Origin of the sequence: Streptomyces sp. NBRC 110611 (assembly GCF_001590865.1) — a bacterium.
Classification (GTDB): domain Bacteria; phylum Actinomycetota; class Actinomycetes; order Streptomycetales; family Streptomycetaceae; genus Streptomyces.
Genome location: NZ_BBUY01000007.1, coordinates 273,611 through 290,828, shown reverse-complemented (window position 1 = coordinate 290,828; position 17,218 = coordinate 273,611). Strand labels below are relative to the sequence as shown.

At 74.1% G+C, this 17,218-nt stretch carries 16 protein-coding genes; 12 read left to right on the top strand and 4 right to left on the bottom strand.

Annotated elements, in window-relative coordinates; genetic code table 11:
• From AZE13_RS18355 to cobC, 9 genes are all read left to right on the top strand, one after another.
• A partial coding sequence (locus AZE13_RS18355) for an inorganic phosphate transporter (RefSeq protein WP_147264677.1) occupies positions 1–755 on the top strand: 755 nt, incomplete at its 5' end.
• Positions 756–779: 24 nt separating this feature from the next.
• Complete coding sequence (locus tag AZE13_RS18350; protein ID WP_066932540.1) at positions 780–1,016, top strand: hypothetical protein; 237 nt, start codon at positions 780–782, stop codon at positions 1,014–1,016.
• Between the two features lie 679 nt (positions 1,017–1,695).
• The gene (locus AZE13_RS18345; protein WP_066932539.1) at positions 1,696–2,658 is read left to right on the top strand and encodes a cobalamin biosynthesis protein; all 963 of its coding nucleotides are present in this window, start codon (positions 1,696–1,698) and stop codon (positions 2,656–2,658) included.
• Entirely contained in the window at positions 2,655–4,196 is a 1,542-nt protein-coding gene (locus tag AZE13_RS18340; RefSeq protein ID WP_066932792.1) for a cobyric acid synthase, read from the top strand. The genes AZE13_RS18345 and AZE13_RS18340 overlap by 4 nt, the downstream gene beginning before the upstream one ends.
• Positions 4,197–4,251: 55 nt before the next feature.
• Positions 4,252–6,420, top strand: a complete 2,169-nt coding sequence (locus AZE13_RS18335) for a putative cobaltochelatase (protein WP_066932538.1) — start codon at positions 4,252–4,254, stop codon at positions 6,418–6,420.
• Positions 6,420–7,019 (top strand): cob(I)yrinic acid a,c-diamide adenosyltransferase, encoded by a 600-nt coding sequence (cobO, locus tag AZE13_RS18330; protein ID WP_066932537.1) that lies wholly within the window; start codon positions 6,420–6,422, stop codon positions 7,017–7,019. The genes AZE13_RS18335 and cobO overlap by 1 nt, the downstream gene beginning before the upstream one ends.
• 7 nt (positions 7,020–7,026) lie before the next feature.
• Complete coding sequence (locus AZE13_RS18325; protein WP_066932535.1) at positions 7,027–8,490, top strand: cobyrinate a,c-diamide synthase; 1,464 nt, start codon at positions 7,027–7,029, stop codon at positions 8,488–8,490.
• On the top strand, positions 8,487–8,996 hold the full coding sequence (locus AZE13_RS18320) for a cobalamin biosynthesis protein (RefSeq protein WP_066932534.1): 510 nt from the start codon (positions 8,487–8,489) through the stop codon (positions 8,994–8,996). The genes AZE13_RS18325 and AZE13_RS18320 overlap by 4 nt, the downstream gene beginning before the upstream one ends.
• 167 nt (positions 8,997–9,163) lie before the next feature.
• Positions 9,164–10,300 (top strand): Rv2231c family pyridoxal phosphate-dependent protein CobC, encoded by a 1,137-nt coding sequence (cobC, locus tag AZE13_RS18315; protein WP_079124133.1) that lies wholly within the window; start codon positions 9,164–9,166, stop codon positions 10,298–10,300.
• A gap of 175 nt (positions 10,301–10,475) precedes the next feature.
• Here cobC and AZE13_RS18310 read toward each other — a convergent pair whose 3' ends face one another.
• From AZE13_RS18310 to AZE13_RS18300, 3 genes are all read right to left on the bottom strand, one after another.
• A complete protein-coding gene (locus AZE13_RS18310) occupies positions 10,476–11,522 on the bottom strand; it encodes an SCO1860 family LAETG-anchored protein (RefSeq protein ID WP_066932788.1) in 1,047 nt (348 codons plus the stop codon).
• Between the two features lie 254 nt (positions 11,523–11,776).
• Positions 11,777–12,523 carry an SDR family NAD(P)-dependent oxidoreductase gene (locus AZE13_RS18305; protein ID WP_066932533.1) on the bottom strand — a complete coding sequence of 249 codons (747 nt, stop codon included), beginning with the start codon at positions 12,521–12,523 and terminating at the stop codon, positions 11,777–11,779.
• 80 nt (positions 12,524–12,603) lie between these two features.
• On the bottom strand, positions 12,604–12,966 hold the full coding sequence (locus AZE13_RS18300) for a hypothetical protein (RefSeq protein WP_066932531.1): 363 nt from the start codon (positions 12,964–12,966) through the stop codon (positions 12,604–12,606).
• 86 nt (positions 12,967–13,052) lie between these two features.
• Here AZE13_RS18300 and AZE13_RS18295 point away from each other — a divergent pair, with 86 nt between their 5' ends.
• Entirely contained in the window at positions 13,053–13,454 is a 402-nt protein-coding gene (locus AZE13_RS18295) for an ArsR/SmtB family transcription factor (protein WP_079124122.1), read from the top strand.
• A gap of 160 nt (positions 13,455–13,614) precedes the next feature.
• On the opposite strand, the gene AZE13_RS18290 is transcribed toward AZE13_RS18295, so the two are convergent.
• On the bottom strand, positions 13,615–14,706 hold the full coding sequence (locus AZE13_RS18290; protein ID WP_066932784.1) for an amidohydrolase family protein: 1,092 nt from the start codon (positions 14,704–14,706) through the stop codon (positions 13,615–13,617).
• Between the two features lie 494 nt (positions 14,707–15,200).
• Between AZE13_RS18290 and ectA the strand changes: the two genes are divergently transcribed.
• Both ectA and ectB read left to right on the top strand, forming a co-directional pair.
• Complete coding sequence (ectA, locus tag AZE13_RS18285) at positions 15,201–15,764, top strand: diaminobutyrate acetyltransferase (RefSeq protein WP_181690373.1); 564 nt, start codon at positions 15,201–15,203, stop codon at positions 15,762–15,764.
• Positions 15,765–15,871: 107 nt separating this feature from the next.
• Entirely contained in the window at positions 15,872–17,140 is a 1,269-nt protein-coding gene (gene ectB / locus AZE13_RS18280) for a diaminobutyrate--2-oxoglutarate transaminase (RefSeq protein WP_066932527.1), read from the top strand.
• Positions 17,141–17,218: the final 78 nt, after the last annotated feature.

Genomic DNA, 17,218 nt, shown 5'->3' with positions numbered 1-17,218 from the left:
CCTCGGCCGCCCTGGTCTCGCTCGCCCACGGCACCAACGACGCCCAGAAGACGATGGGTGTGATCACCCTCGCGCTGATCACCGGCGGCGTGGTCGCCCCGCACGCCGACCCGCCACTGTGGGTCATCGCCTCGGCCGGTCTGGCCATCGCGCTCGGCACGTACCTGGGCGGCTGGCGGATCATCCGCACGATGGGCAAGGGCATCACCGACATCCAGCCGCCGCAGGGCTTCGCCGCCCAGACCGGCGCCGCGGCCACCATCCTGGCCTCCTCCCACCTGGGCTTCGCGCTCTCCACCACCCAGGTCTGCTCCGGCGCGGTGACGGGCTCGGGCCTCGGCCGCAAGGGCGGCGTGGTGCGCTGGTCCACGGCCGGGCGGATGGTCGCCGCCTGGGCCCTGACGCTGCCGGCCGCCGGTGCGGTCGCGGCGGGCGCCGCGCTCCTGGCCAAGCAGGGCACCTGGGGCGTGACCGCGACGGCCGTCCTCGCGCTCGGCGTCTCCGGCGCGATCTGGGCCGCCTCGCGGCGCAACACCATCGACCACACCAACGTCAACGAGGTGCCGGCCGCCGAGCCGGCGGGCGTGGTGACCACCGCGATCCGGGCCGTCTCCCCTCCCCCGGCGGGCCAGCCGGCCGCCTCCGCCGACGCCTCGCACGCCACCGACGCCTCGCACACCGCTGACGAGCCGGACGCCGCGCACCACGACTCCCCGTCCGCTCCGCGTGCCCAGGCCGCGACGGTCGCCCCCTAGCGGCTCTCACCCAAGGAACCCTTCATGAGCATCGACTGGGCAGCATTCGGTCAGGTCTTCGGCGTCAGCATCGTGGTGACGGTCGGGATCGTGGGCCTGTTCACCCTCGGGATCGTCGGTACCTCCCGCAAGCCGGGCCAGGAGGGCGAGGCCGCCACGGCGACCGCGCCCGGTACGGGCGCGCGGGCCGGGGCGGTGGCCGCCTTCGCCCTGTGCGCGGCGGCCGTGGCGTACGGCATCTACCTGATCGTCGCCGGCTGATACGGCACCAACAGCGCCAGGGGACGCCGCCTCCACAAGCGTGGAGGCGGCGTCCCCTGCTCCTTTCTTCCACCCGGCACGTCGTCACCCCCGCCACGGCTTAGCGCCGCAGGTCAAGGGCGAGTTGACGGGCGTTCGCGGAGCGTGGTGGACTGCCGGAGCCAATCGGCGACAGCAGAGGAAGTCCGGTGCGAATCCGGCGCGGTCCCGCCACTGTCACCGGGGAGCGCTCCTCCGACTAGGGCGCTTCTGATGGATCTCCGTGGGAGAAGGAGCGGCGTCTGGTGCGTGCTCTCGGCGTGCCGCGCGGAAGCTCGCGTAGCGGCGCTACGTGGGCTTCCGCGCGGGGCGGCGAAGGGGGCACCTCCCTGCTCGAGCGCAGCCGAGAGCTTGGGGGCGCGTGCCGGGCGTCGCGACGCCGCGGAGATCCATCAGAAGCGCCCTAGGGCCACGGTCCGTACCCGTACGGGCTGGAAGGCCGGAGGCCACGCCGATCCGGGAGCCAGGAGACTCTGGTCGCCGTTCACGTCGAGCCAGGGCGCGGACCCTGAGTGAGGACACACCGCCATGGCCCTGCCGCCGCATTCCCGCCGCCCGCCTGCCACGGAGCCCGTTCGAGGCCCGGGCGCCACGGGCCGGGCGGGACTCTGTGGACACGCCCCAGCGGCGGCCTGACCCGATGCGCGGCGAACACGCGGGGTACGCGTGCGGCGCGGCCCTCGGCTTTCTCGGCGACCTGATCGCGGCGGACCCGCGGCGCGGCCATCCGGTGGCCGCCTTCGGCCGGGCCGCGTACGCGGTCGAGCGCCGGCTGTGGCGCGACCACCGGGGCTACGGGGCGGCCCACACCGTGCTGTGCGCGGGTGGTGCGGCCGCCGGTGCCGCACTGCTGCAACGCGCCGTACGGGACCACCACGGCGCACGGGTGGCGCTGACCGCGGTGACGGTGTGGGCCGTGCTGGGCGGCACCTCGCTCGGCCGGGAGGCGCGGGCCGTCGGCGGGGCGCTCACGGCGGGCGACTGGGACGTGGCGCGGGAGCGGCTGCCGCATCTGTGCGGGCGCGATCCGCAGGCCCTGGACGGGCCGCAGATGGCCCGCGCGGTGGTGGAGTCGGTCGCCGAGAACACCTCGGACGCGGTGGTGGGCGCGCTGGTGTGGGGCGCCCTCGGCGGAGTGCCCGGGCTGGTGGCGTTCCGGGCGGTGAACACCCTCGACGCGATGGTGGGTCACAAGTCCCCGCGCCACCGCCGCTTCGGCTGGGCCTCGGCCCGGCTCGACGACCTCGCCGGCTGGCCCGGCTCCCGGCTGACCGCCGCGCTGACCGTGCTCGCCGGCCCGGACCGGCGCGGCGCGCTGCGGACCTGGCGGGCGGACGGCGCGGCCCACCCGAGCCCCAACGCGGGCCCGGTGGAGGCGTCGTTCGCGGGCGCCCTGGGCGTACGGCTGGGCGGCACGCTGGCGTACGGCGGGCGGGTCGAGCACCGCCCGGTGCTCAACGGCGGGGCACGGCCGGCCACCGCGGAGGACATCGAGCGGGCGGTACGGCTTTCGCGGCGGGTCAGCACGCTGGCGCTGGCGGCGACGGTGGCGGGACGGCTGGCGTGGGGCGCGGTACGGCGGACGCGAAGGGGATCACGATGAGCGGGCGGACGGCGGCATCCGGCAGCAGGCCGGGCGGCGGACTGCTGGTGGCCGGTACGACCTCGGACGCGGGCAAGAGCGTGGTGACGGCGGGTATCTGCCGCTGGCTGGCCCGCCAGGGTGTCAAGGTGGCGCCGTTCAAGGCCCAGAACATGTCACTCAACTCCTTTGTGACGCGGGAGGGCGCGGAGATCGGACGGGCCCAGGCGATGCAGGCCGCCGCGGCCCGGGTGGAGCCGACCGCGCTGATGAACCCGGTCCTGCTCAAGCCGGGCGGCGACCGCAGCAGCCAGGTGGTGCTGCTGGGCAAGCCGGTGGGCGAGCTGAGTGCGCGCGGCTACCACGCGGGCAGGCAGGAGAAGTTGCTGGGCACGGTGACGGAGTGCCTGGCCGAGCTGCGGCGCACCCACGACGCGGTGATCTGCGAGGGCGCCGGCAGCCCCGCCGAGATCAACCTGCGGCGCACCGACATCGTGAACATGGGGCTGGCCCGGGCCGCCCGGATACCGGTGGTGGTGGTCGGCGACATCGACCGTGGCGGGGTCTTCGCGTCCTTCTTCGGGACCACGGCGCTGCTGTCGAAGGAGGACCAGGCGCTGGTCGCGGGGTATCTGGTCAACAAGTTCCGGGGCGATGTGACGCTGCTGGAGCCCGGGCTGGAGATGCTGCGCGGCCTCACCGGCCGCCCCACGCTGGGCGTGCTGCCCTTCGCGCACGGGCTCGGCATCGACGAGGAGGACGGCCTCCGGGTCTCCATGCGGGGTGCCGTACGCGAGAGCGTGGTGGCCCCGCCGCACGGCGCGGACGTCCTGCGGGTGGCGGTCTGCGCCGTACCGCTGATGTCGAACTTCACCGACGTGGACGCGCTGGCCGCCGAACCGGGCGTGGTGGTGCGGTTCGTGGACCGGGCCGAGGAACTGGCCGACGCCGACCTGGTGGTGGTGCCGGGCACCCGGGGCACCGTCCGGGCCCTGGCGTGGCTGCGCGAGCGCGGGCTGGCGGCCGCGATCGCCCGGCGGGCCGCCGAGGGCCGCCCGGTGCTGGGCATCTGCGGCGGCTACCAGATCCTCGGCGAGCGCATCGACGACGAGGTGGAGTCGAAGTCGGGCACGGTCGACGGACTCGGGCTGCTGCCCGTACGGGTACGGTTCGCGGTGGAGAAGACCCTCGCCCGGCCGTCCGGCGAGGCACTGGGCGAACCGGTCGAGGGATACGAGATCCACCACGGCGTCGCCGAAGTGACCGGCGGCGATGAAGCGTTCCTGGACGGCTGCCGGGTCGGCTCCGTATGGGGCACGCACTGGCACGGCTCCCTGGAGAGCGACGCCTTCCGCCGGGCCTTCCTGCGGCGGGTCGCCGCCGACGCGGGCCGGGCGTTCGTCCCGGCGCCGGACACCAACTTCGGCACCCTGCGCGAGGAACAGCTGGACCGGCTGGGCGACCTGATCGAGGAGCACGCGGACACGGGCGCGCTGTGGCGGCTGATCGAGGGCGGGGTGCCGGAGGGGTTGCCGTTCGTGCCTCCGGGGGCGCCATGAGGGGTACGCAACGGACGGATCCGGGAGCCGACAGCGACGTGGAGGACGACACAGCATGACAGCCACGCACCACACGACCACCCCGCAGTACCCCTTCACCGCTGTCGTCGGCATGTCCGACATGCGGCTGAGCCTGCTGCTCAACGCCATCTCGCCCGCGATCGGCGGCGTGCTCGTACGGGGAGAGAAAGGCACCGCGAAATCGACGATCGTCCGCGGGCTCACGGCGCTGATGCCGGCCGTGGACGTGATCGGCGGCTGCCGCTTCGCCTGTGCCCCGGCCGCGCCCGACCCCGGCTGCCCCGACGGGCCGCACGGGTCGGGCGCCGCCGAGTCCCGTCCGACCCGGATGGTCGAACTGCCCGTCGGCGCCTCCGAGGACCGGCTGGTCGGCGCGCTGGACATCGAACGGGCCCTGTCCGAGGGCGTGAAGGCCTTCGAGCCCGGCCTGCTCGCCGCCGCCCACCGCGGCATCCTCTACGTCGACGAAGTCAACTTGTTGCATGACCACCTGGTGGACCTGCTGCTGGACGCCGCCGCCATGGGTGCCTCGTACGTCGAGCGCGAGGGCGTCTCCGTGCGGCACGCCGCGCGCTTCCTCCTCGTCGGCACCATGAACCCCGAAGAGGGCGAGCTGCGGCCGCAGTTGCTGGACCGCTTCGGGCTGACCGTCGAGGTCGCGGCCTCCCGGGAGCCGGCGCAGCGGGTGGAGGTGGTCCGGCGGCGCCTGGCGTACGACGCCGATCCGGCCGGCTTCGCGGCGCGCTGGGCGGCCGAGGAGGAGGAGCTGCGGCAACGCATCGCGGCGGCACGGGAGTTGCTGCCGGATGTGGTGCTGGGCGACCAGGCGCTGCGGCAGATCGCGGCGACCTGTGCCGCGTTCGAGGTGGACGGGATGCGGGCGGACATCGTGATGGCCCGCACCGCCACCGCACTGGCGGCGTGGGCGGGGCGGACCGACGTGCTGGAGGAGGACGTCCGGCAGGCCGCGCTGCTGGCGCTGCCGCACCGCCGGCGCCGCAACCCCTTCGACGCCCCCGGCCTCGACGAGGACAAGCTCGACGAGGTCCTGGACGAGTGCGGCGCGGACGAGGCCGCCGACGAGCACGCGGACGGCGACGACGATCCGGAGCCGGACGGTCCGGACGGCGGCCCCGACGGGGGCGGCCCCGGCAGCGGACGGCCGCCGCAGGAGGGCGGGCCGGACGGGCCCCCGCCGGGCCCCGAACTGCCCCACCAGCAGGACCGGGAGACCGGGCAGACCGCCCCGCAGGCGCCCCAGGAAACCGAGCCCGCCCCCCAGTCCGACCCCCAGCCCCAGCCCCAGACCCAGGGCGGCGCGGCCGGGGAGAAGCCGGCGGTCGGGGCCGCCGAACCGTTCCGGACCCGCCGCCTCGACGTCCCGGGCCTGGGCGAGGGCGCCGACGGCCGCCGCTCCCGCGCCCGGACCGCGCACGGCCGGACGACCGGTGCCCGGCGCCCGCACGGCGCCCTGGGCAAGCTGCACCTGGCCGCCACCGTGCAGGCCGCCGCACCGCACCAGCGAACCCGCGGGCGGCGGGGCACCGGACTGGTGATCCGCCGGGACGATCTGCGCGAGGCGGTGCGCGAGGGCCGCGAGGGCAATCTGGTGCTGTTCGTCGTGGACGCGTCCGGCTCGATGGCGGCGCGGAAGCGGATGGGGGCGGTCAAGGGCGCGGTGCTCTCCCTGCTGCTCGACGCCTATCAGCGGCGCGACAAGATCGGCATGATCACCTTCCGGGGCACCGGCGCCGAACTGGCGCTGCCGCCGACGTCCTCGGTGGAGGCCGGGGCGGCGCGGCTGGAGCAGCTGCCGACCGGGGGCCGCACTCCGCTGTCCGCGGGCCTGCTGCGGGCCCATGAGGTGCTGCGGGTGGAGCGGATGCGGGATCCGTCGCGGCGGCCCCTGCTGGTGGTGGTGACGGACGGGCGGGCGACCGGCGGCCCGGAGCCCGTCGTGCGGGCGCACCGCTCGGCCCGGCTGCTGGCCGCCGACGGGATCGCCTCGGTGGTCGTGGACTGCGAGGCCGGCCCCGTACGGCTGGGGCTGGCCGGCGAGCTGGCCCGGGAGCTGCGGGGCACCGCCGTCACTCTCGAAGAGCTGCGCGCCGACAGCGTCTCCGCGCTCGTACGCGACGTACGGACGGCGCACACCACACGGACGACACAGGCGACACCACGGACGACACGGAGGGCCGCGTAATGCCACAAGGACAGCCGAGCCTCATCCCGGACGACGGGCTCACCACGCGCCAGCGCCGCAACCGCCCGCTGGTGCTGGTCCACACCGGTATCGGCAAGGGGAAGTCGACCGCCGCGTTCGGCCTGGCCCTGCGGGCCTGGAACCAGGGCTGGCCGATCGGGGTGTTCCAGTTCGTCAAGTCGGCGAAGTGGAAGGTCGGCGAGGAGAACGCGCTGAAGGTCCTGGGCGCCTCCGGCGAGGGCGGCACCGTCGACTGGCACAAGATGGGCGAGGGGTGGTCCTGGATCCAGCGCGACGGCGAGCTGTCCAACGAAGAGAAGGCGCGCGAGGGCTGGGCGCAGGTCAAGCGCTGCCTGGCCGAGGAGACCTACAAGCTGTACGTGCTGGACGAGTTCGCGTACCCGATGCACTGGGGCTGGGTGGACACCGACGAGGTGGTGTCGGTGCTGCGCGACCGTCCGGGCACCCAGCACGTCGTGATCACCGGCCGCAACGCGCCGCAGCCGCTGCTGGACGTCGCCGATCTGGTCACCGACATGTCCAAGGTCAAGCACCCGATGGACGCGGGCCAGAAGGGCCAGCGGGGCATCGAGTGGTGAGCGCGCCGTGAGCACTCCCCGTCTGGTCATCGCCGCCCCGGCCTCCGGCTGCGGCAAGACGACCGTCGCGACCGGGCTGATGGCCGCGTTCACCGAGGCCGGTCTGGCGGTCTCGCCGCACAAGGTGGGCCCGGACTACATCGATCCGGGCTACCACTCCCTGGCCACCGGCCGCCCCGGACGCAACCTGGATGCCTACCTCTGCGGCCCCGGGCGGATCGCGCCGCTGTTCCTGCACGGCGCGGCGGGGGCGGGTCTCGCGCTCGTCGAGGGCGTGATGGGGCTGTTCGACGGCGCTTCGGGCCTGGGCGAGCTGTCCTCGACGGCCCAGGTGGCGAAGGTGCTGCGGGCGCCGGTGGTGCTGGTGGTGGACGCCTCGTCGCAGTCCCGGTCGGTGGCCGCGCTGGTGCACGGCTTCGCGTCCTGGGACCCGGAGGTGCGGCTGGCCGGCGTGATCCTCAACAAGGTCGGCTCGGACCGCCATGAGGCGCTGCTGCGGGAGGCGATGGGCTCGTCCGGTGTGCCGGTGCTCGGTGTGCTGCGCCGTGACGGGCGGGCCGGTACGCCGTCCCGCCACCTGGGTCTGGTGCCGGTCGCCGAACGGCGGGCCGAGGCGGTGGAGTCGGTACGGGAGCTGGCCGCACGCGTACGCGCGGGCTGCGACCTCGACGCGCTGCTGGCGCTGGCCCGTTCCGCACCTGAGCTGCCGGACGCTCCGTGGGACCCGGCGGCGGAGGTGACCGCGGGGACTTCACCCGGTACTGCGGGAGCCTCGGGGGCTTCACCCGGTACTGCGGGAGCCTCGGGGGCTGCTCCGGGGGAGGCCGGGACGACGGCCTCCGGGCGGCCGCTGATCGCGGTCGCCGGCGGCGCCGCGTTCACGTTCTCGTACACCGAGCACACCGAGCTGCTGACCGCCGCCGGCGCCGATGTGGTCCCCTTCGACCCGCTGCGGGACGAGCAACTGCCGCCCGGAACCCAGGGGTTGGTGATCGGCGGCGGCTTCCCCGAGGTGTACGCGCCGGAGCTGTCGGCGAACGCCCCGCTGCGCGCGGCGGTGGCCCGGCTGGCCGCCTCCGGCGCCCCGGTCGCCGCGGAGTGCGCCGGACTGCTGTACCTCTCCCGTGCGCTCGACGGGAAGCCGATGTGCGGAGTGCTGCCCGCCGAGGCCCGGATGACCGAACGGCTCACCCTCGGCTACCGGGAGGCGGTGGCGCTCGGCGACAATGCGCTGGCCTCGGCCGGGACGCGGGTGCGCGGCCACGAGTTCCACCGGACGGTGCTGGAGCCGGGCGCCGGGCCGGAACCGGCCTGGGGCGTGACCCACCCCGCACGGCGGGTGGAGGGCTTCACGGCCGCCGGGGTGCACGCCTCCTACCTGCATGTGCACTGGGCCGCGGCGCCGTCACTGGCGGTCCGGCTGGTGGCGGGCGCCGCGCGGGCCGCGGCGGTTCAGGGCGCCGCCCGATGACCGGTGGGCCCGCTCCCGCGCCGCTGAGCGTCGGTGTGGGTGCCCGCCGGGGCGTCCCGGAGTCCGAGGTGCTGGACCTGATCACCGCCGCACTCACGGCCGCCGGGTGGCCGGCCCGGCCGGTCGCGGCCCTCGCGACGGTGACGGCCAGGGCGGACGAGCCGGGCCTGGCCGGAGCGGCTCGGCGGCTCGGCATACCGCTGCGGGCGTTCCCGGCCGCGGCGCTGGCGGCGGTACGGGTTCCCCGGCCCTCCGCGGCCGTGGCCGACGCCGTCGGGACGCCGAGCGTCGCGGAGGCGGCCGCGCTGCTGGCCGCGGGCCCGGACGCCGAACTGGTCGCGGGCAAACGGACGTCGGCGCGCCCGGGGCGGCCGGCCCGGGCCACCTGCGCGCTCGCCGCGCCCCGCACGACCGCGCCCCGCACGACAGCGCCCCCGCCCCGCACGACCGCGCTCCCTCCGTCGGCTCTCCCGGCGGCGACGCCCGGCACCAAGGAGACCCCGTGAACACGCCGACGACCACCGGGAAGAGCACCGCGCCCGGACAACCGGGAGAGCCGGGACAGCCAGGACAGCAGTGGCGACCGGGGCAGCAGGGGCAGCCGGAGAGCCCCGGCCCCACTGCCGCCGCCGCCCGGCAGGAGCCGGCCGGGCCACCGCACCACGAGCCGGATCTGCGGCACCACGGCGACGCCGAGGTACGTGACGCACACGCCGCACCGGCCGACCCGACCGGTCCGCCCCACCCGGACGGTCCGACCGGCCCAAACGGTCTGACCGGTCCGACCAACCCGGCCGGCCGGACCGGCCTGACGGATCTGGCCGTCAACGTCCGTGCCGGCACTCCCCCCGCCTGGCTCAAGGAGCGGATCGCCGCCTCCCTGGACGGCCTCGCCGCGTACCCGGACGACCGGGTGGCACGGGCCGCGGTCGCCGGGCGGCACGGCCTGCCCGCGGAGCGGGTGCTGCTGACGTCGGGAGCCGCGGAGGCCTTCGTCCTGATCGCCCGCGCCGCCGGGGCTCGCCGACCGGTCGTCGTCCACCCGCAGTTCACCGAGCCGGAGGCGGCACTGCGGGACGCCGGGCACACGGTCGGGCGGGTACTGCTCACCGAGCGGGACGGCTTCCGGCTGGATCCGCGCGCGGTGCCCGAGGACGCCGACCTCGTCGTCGTCGGCAACCCCACCAATCCGACCTCCGTGCTGCACCCCGCCGATGCGCTGGCCCAACTGGCCCGGCCCGGCCGGACGCTGGTGGTCGACGAGGCGTTCATGGACGCGGTGCCCGGCGAGCGGGAGGCGCTGGCGGGTCGCACGGACCTGCCGGGCCTGATCGTGCTGCGCAGCCTCACCAAGACGTGGGGCCTGGCCGGACTCCGTATCGGCTACCTGCTGGCCGCGCCGGACACCGTGGCCACCCTCCAGCGGGCCCAGCCGCTGTGGCCGGTCTCCAGCCCCGCGCTGATCGCCGCCGAGGCGTGCAGCGCACCCCGGGCGCTGGCGGAGGCGGCCGGCGCCGCCGGGGAGATCGCCACCGACCGGGCCCATCTGCTGGCCCGGCTGGGCGAGTTCGGGCAGATCCGGGTGGCCGGTCCGGCGGCGGGGCCCTTCGTCCTGATCCGGCTGCCGGGCGCGATGGACGTCCGCGCCGCACTGCGCACCCGGGGTTTCGCGGTCCGCCGTGGCGACACCTTCCCCGGCCTGGGCCCCGACTGGCTCCGCCTCGCGGTCCGCGACCGCGCCACAACGGACCGCCTGATGACTGCCCTGGCCGAAGTCATCACCCGCGATGCCCCGGCCCCGGCGCCCTGACCCGGTGTCGCCTCGCCGGGCCCCCGTCGCTCCACGCGCTCCGAGGACCCGGCGAGGGTGCGGGGTGCGCCGTACCGGACCGCGTGAAGCCGGTACGGCACACCCCGGGCCGCACCCCGTACGCGGCGCCCCCACAGCACCGGAACGGGGTACGGGGTAACGGGGTACGGGTCGGTCAGCCGCGGCCGCCCTGCTGGGCGCCGCGGCGCCGGCGGGCGTAGACCGTCGCTCCGGCGCCCGCGGCGAGCAGCACGGCCGCGCCGCCGGCGAGGTACGGGGTGGCCGAACTGCCGCCGGTCTCCGCGAGGTTCTCGGTGTCGGTCCGGGAGCCGGACTGGTTCACCCGGGTACCGCCCCCGGCGGGCTTGTCGCCGCCTCCGGACGCGCCGCCATCGCCGCTACCGCCCGTGCTGCCCGTACCACCCGTGCTGCCACCGGTGGTACCGCCCCCGGAGCTGCCACCGGAAGCGCCGCCCGACGCGCCGCCGGAACCGTTGTCGTCGGGCGGGTTGCCGTGCGGCGAGGTGCACTTCGCTTCGGCAAGAACGACCTTGCCCCGCACATCGGCGACGTTCAGCTTCGCCGGGTTGACCGAGACGTTCAGTTCGAGCGCGGTGGCCGCGGCGTTCTTGGACGTGTGGCTCTTCTTGGACAGGTCGAGCCGGACCTCGCCCACGTCGGGCACCTTGACGTCCGTCGTGCCGCCCGCCGTGAGCGTCACCTTCTTGCCCAGGACCTGGACGGGGCCGAGCACATTGGACTCGGCGCGCGTCCGGCCGCCGGCCTCGCACACCGCCTTGGCGGTGACCTGCTGGACCTCGATCAGCGACAGCAGCGGCAGGCCGGGCAGGTGCACCTTGGCCTTGACCAGGTTGGCGTAGCCCTCGTTCCGGCCGCGGTCGGCGGCGGCGCGGGCGGTGGCGACATCGGCGCGCAGTACGTTGACCGGCTTGCCCTGGTCGACGCCGTCGAGCTTGGCGGTGAGCGTGGTCCTGGCCTCGGTGGCCGGGGCGTGCACGTCGTTGAGAGCGACGTTCAGCGGGACGTCGAGCGTCTTGTTGAGCAGGCCGACGTTCAGGCCGGCACGCAGCACGACCGCGTCGGCGGTGCCGCCGGCCGGGCCGTGCTCTCCGGCGGCATGGGCGGGCGCGGCACCGAGCAGGACGGCGGGACCGGCCGTGAGCGCCGTGGCGACGAAGGCCGTGGCGAGGCGCCTGGGCATGCCGTAGGAGGTGGTGGAACTGCTGGACACGTGTGTGGAACCCCCACGAGAGAAGTGGAGCCGTCGGCCGCGCCAATGGGGGACATCACGCGGGCCGACGACCTCGACCCGCACATCGTGTCCGTACCGAGGGTGAACGGGTGGCAACGTGGGGGCAGTTCACTCCAACGGGTGGGTTTCGCGCCTTCATTCGATTCCTGTGGTGCGGCACGCCTCTCCCGCCCCAGCCGCCCCACCCACGGGCGGCGGCGCCGTCACCGCATCAGGGCTCCGCCGTTGACGTCGTAGGTGGCACCGGTGACGAACGACTCCCGCGAGGCCAGGAAGACCGCGACCCGGGCCACCTCCTCCGGGGTGGCGATCCGGCCGAGCGGGACCTGGGCGGTGAGGGCCGCGAGCGTGTCCGGGCCGACCGAGCGGACCATGGGCGTATCGATCATGGCGGGGGCGACCGCGTTCACCGTGACGCCGTACGGGGCGAGTTCGGCGGCGAAGACCCGGGTGAGCGCGAGCAGCCCGGCCTTGGCGGTGCCGTAGGCGGCGCCGGTGGGACGGGGCGTCTGCCCGGCGATGGAGGCCATGTTGACGATGCGTCCGAAGCCGCGCTCGCACATGCCGGCGGCGAGGGCGCGGGTGAGCAGGAAGACCGCGCGCAGATTGACCGCGAAGACCTCGTCCCACTCCTCGGGGGTGATCTCCCACAGCGTCTTGGCGAGCGGCCGGGCGGCGTTGTTGACCAGAACGTCGACCGGGCGCCAGGCCTGGATCTCCTCACACGCGGCAGCGATCGCCCCGGGGTCGGACAGGTCGGCGCGGACCGGCAGGATGCGCGCGCCCGAGGGGTCGAGGGCGGCGGCCAGCTCGCGGTTGGCGGTCTCGTCGATGTCGAGGGCGGCGAGGTACGCGCCTTCGTCGAGGAACGCGCGGACGAGAGCGGCGCCGAGCCCCTGGGCGCTGCCGGTGATCAGTACGGTGCGGCCGGCGAGGCCGGTGTCGAGCACGTGCGGGCCTTTCTGAGGAGACGCGGGCCTTTCCGGGGGGGCGCAGGCCTTCCCGGGGGGACGCGCGCCTTGCGGGGAGATCAGGCGGTGCCGAAGAACAGCGGGCGGCCGACCCTGGCCTCGATGCGCAGATAGCGCCAGAGCCGGCCGTCGCCCACCTCGGTGTCGCGGACGATGCCGCAGATCCGGGAGACGGTGTCCAGGTCGGGGACGTCGGCGAGCAGGTACGACGTCCAGGGCCACGCGGTGGAGGCGCCGACCATCAGCCGGTCGTCGTCCATGGTGCCGAGCACCTGCACACCGAAGCGTTCGGCGAGCCGGTCGAAGGCGGGCGGGAGGGCGGCGGCGACGGAGGCGCGGGTGGCGTCGTCGGCGGCGAAGAAGTCCTGCGTCACGCCGATGCAGAAGAGTGTGCGCAGCGGGGCGCCGGGGGTGTCGGTCATCAGGGCCTCGGGGAGAATGCTTAGAGGATCATCGAAACGTATTCGCGATCGCGAACGTTAGCACTCAGTTAGAGAGTCCTCGAACAATGCCCGGTACCGAACGCCCCACACCCCCTCCCCCGCCCACACCGTCTCCCCCGCCGGCCTCCTCCCCGCCCGCCGACGCGGACCAGCCGGAGACCGACCGGATCCGCCTCGGCGAGCTGTTGCAGGCGTTCAGCGACCCGCTGCGCCGGGAGATCGTCCGGCGGCTGGCCGCGGACGGCGAGGCCGGCTGCGGGGACATCGAGCTGCCGGTCACCCGCGCCACCGGCTCGTACCACTTCCGGATCCTGCGGACGGCGGGCTGGACGCACACCCGCCGGATCGGCCGGGAACGCTACCTCTCACTGCGCCGCGCCGACCTGGAGACGCGGTTCCCGGGGCTGGTGGACGCCCTGCTGCGGGCCGCCGAGGCGGAGCGGGGGGACGCCCGGCACACGCCCTAGGGCCTGTCCGATGGGTCGGCGTGGATCAGCCCGCGGCGTCTGGCGCCGTGCATCGCAAGGCGGAGCATTGCCCGCGGACTGGATGTCCGTGGGTGATGCGACAACGCCGCGAGGTGCGGCGCCAGACGCCGCGGGCCCACGCGGACCCATCGGACAGGCCCTAACCGACGACCCGGCCCCGCAGGACCACCCGGCGTGGCGCCGCGAGGACGCGGACATCGGCGCGCGGGTCGCTCTCGTAGACCACCAGGTCGGCGGAGGCGCCTTCGGTGAGGCCGGGGCGGCCGAGCCAGTCGCGGGCGCCCCAGGTGGTGGCGGAGAGGGCGGCGACGGCGGGCAGCCCGGCCTTCGTCAGCTCGACGACCTCGTCCGCGACCAGGCCATGGGCCAGGGAGCCGCCGGCGTCGGTGCCGGCGAAGACGGGCACACCGGCGTCGTAGGCGGCCCGTACGGTGTCGTAGCGGCGCGCGTGGAGGCGTCGCATATGGTCCGCCCAGCGCGGGTACTTCGCCGCGCCGCCGTCCGCGAGCTGCGGGAACGTGGCGATGTTGACGAGGGTGGGGACGATGGCGACACCGCGCTCGGCGAACAGCGGGATGGTGTCCTCGGTGAGTCCGGTGGCGTGCTCGACGCAGTCGATGCCGGCCTCGACGAGCGGGGCGAGGGTCTCCTCGGCGAAGCAGTGGGCGGTGACCCGTGCGCCGAGCCGGTGCGCCTCGGCGATGGCGGCCTCGACGGCGCCGCGGGGCCAGCAGGCGGAGAGGTCGCCGGTGGAGCGGTCGATCCAGTCGCCGACAAGTTTGACCCAGCCGTCGCCGCGGCGGGCCTCCTGGGCGACGTAGGCGACCAGGTCCTCGGGCTCGATCTCGTGGGCGTAGTTGCGGATGTAGCGCTTGGTGCGGGCGATATGGCGGCCGGCGCGGATGATCCGCGGGAGGTCCGGGCGGTCGTCGATCCAGCGGGTATCGGAGGGGGAGCCGGCGTCGCGGATCAGCAGGGCGCCGGCGTCACGGTCGGTGAGCGCCTGTTTTTCGCTGGTGGGGGCGTCCACCGGGCCGTGGGCGTCCAGCCCGACGTGGCAGTGGGCGTCGACCAGGCCGGGCAGCACCCAGCCCTGCACCGTGGTGGCATCGCGTGCCATGGCCGGACGGTCGTAGGTGACCCGGCCGTCGACGACCCACAGCTCGTCGCGTACATAGTCCGGTCCGACGAGGACCCTCCCCTTGAGGTGCAGCACCGCACCTTCGCTCATGGACGTCATACAGGCACTTTAGGCCGCGTGGCCGGACGGGTGGAGGGAGCGCGTCGCCCTCGGTATTCCCGCGGCGTTCGCTTAAATCCCGCCGAAATCCCGCCGTATGTTCTTACAGATCCCGCCATAGGCTTGTCAGGGGCCTGATACCCGGGTTTCCATAGGGCTTCCGGCGGTCTCCGTGGTCCTTCTCGGGGCGAATTCCCCATTCTCCGGAAGCGCAGCTTCCCGTATTCTTCTGCCCGCTTTTCCACAGCTCAAACGCCAAGATTTCGCTAGTATCAGGCTCCGCAATTCGGACGCCCCTCGCGGGCGTTATCGAGCTGTGACCGACCACACAGAGTGTCCGTTTCACCCCAAATTTCCCGGGCAAATCGGGAGATTTTTTGAGCCGGTCGCGTGCCCGGGCGCGCCCGCGCGATAACACAGTCCGCGCTCCCGCGTAACCCCTGCCCGCGATGCAATTTTGTTTTCCGCTGGGTAAATTCAATTCCATGACCGCCGCACAAGCAGCCCATGCACGTGCCCGAAGCGATATCAGAGAATTGCCGGAGGGCTTCAAGCTCGACACCCCCCGAGTGGCGGACGGAGCCGCGATCTGGCGTATCGCCCGCGACTCGAAGGCGCTGGACCTCAACTCGTCGTACAGCTACCTCCTGTGGTGTCGCGACTTCGCCGCCACCTCCGTCGTCGCCCGCGACGGGGAGGGGGAGCCGGCCGCCTTCCTCACCGGCTACGTCCGCCCCGAGCGCCCGGAGACCCTCGTCGTCTGGCAGATCGCCGTCGACGACGCGCACCGCGGCAAGGGGCTGGCGGCCGCGCTCCTCGACGAGCTCACCCTCCGCGCTCTGGACAAGCTGGACATCCGCTTCGTCGAAACCACCATCACCCCCGGCAACGCCGCGTCCAACCGGCTGTTCGCCTCCTTCGCCGAGCGGCACTCGGTGCCGGTCAGACGCGAGGTGCTCTTCGACGCGGGGCTGTTCCCCGAGCAGGGCCACGAGCCGGAGGTGCTCCACCTCATAGGCCCGTTCACACCGTCGGCCCCCGGGCGGTAACACCCCGCACCCCGCACCCCGGCCCGGCACCCCGGCCCGGAACAGCGGCCGCGGCGCCCCGGAACACAGACTTTCTCATCCCCGCACTCATCTCCCAGGAGCATGCTGTGACCATCACCCAGCCCGATCTGAGCGTCTTCGAGACCGTTGAGTCGGAGGTGCGCAGCTACTGCCGTGGCTGGCCCACCGTCTTCGACCGCGCGCAGGGCAGCCGGCTGACCGACGAGGACGGGCACACCTACCTCGACTTCTTCGCCGGTGCCGGATCGCTCAACTACGGCCACAACAACCCGGTCCTCAAACGCGCCCTGATCGACTACATCGAGCGGGACGGCATCACCCACGGCCTGGACATGTCCACCACGGCCAAGCGGGCGTTCCTGGAGTCGTTCCAGAACATCGTCCTGCGGCCGCGCGACCTGCCCTACAAGGTCATGTTCCCGGGCCCGACGGGCGCCAACTCCGTCGAGGCCGCGCTGAAGCTGGCCCGGAAGGTCAAGGGCCGCGAGTCGATCGTGTCCTTCACCAACGCCTTCCACGGCATGTCGCTGGGCGCGCTCGCGGTCACCGGCAACTCCATGAAGCGGGCCGGCGCCGGCATCCCGCTGGTGCACGGCACCCCGATGCCGTTCGACCACTACCTGGACGGGCAGACCCCCGACTTCCTGTGGTTCGAGCGCCTGCTGGAGGACCAGGGCTCCGGCCTCAACAAGCCCGCCGCCGTGATCGTCGAGACGGTCCAGGGCGAGGGCGGCATCAACGTGGCGCGCCCCGAGTGGCTGCGCGCGCTGGCCGCGCTGTGCCGGCGCCAGGACATGCTGCTGATCGTCGACGACATCCAGATGGGCTGCGGCCGTACGGGTGCCTTCTTCTCCTTCGAGGAGGCGGGCATCGTGCCGGACATCGTCACCGTCTCCAAGTCCATCAGCGGCTACGGCCTGCCGCTCGCGCTCACCCTGTTCAAGCCCGAGCTGGACATCTGGGAGCCGGGCGAGCACAACGGCACCTTCCGCGGCAACAACCCGGCGTTCGTCACCGCCGCCGCGGCGCTGGACACCTACTGGGCCGACGGCCAGATGGAGAAGCAGACCCTGGCCCGCGGTGAGATCGTCGAAGCACACCTGAGGGCCCTCGTCGAGGAGCACCCGGACACCTTCGCCGAGTACCGCGGCCGCGGTCTGGTGTGGGGCCTGGAGTGCAACGACAAGAGCCTCGCCGGAAAGATCGCCAAGCGCGCCTTCGAGCTGGGTCTGCTGATCGAGACCTCCGGCCCGGAGAGCGAGGTCGTCAAGCTGCTGCCGGCCCTGACGACCACCCCCGAGGAGCTGGACGAGGGCCTGCGCGTCCTCGGCCGCGCGGTCCGCGACTGCGCCTGAGCCGCGCAGGCGGCGCCGCTGGAGCGGAAAGGGCTCCGGGGCGCACCGCACAGCTCCCCACCGTTTCACAGAAAGGCA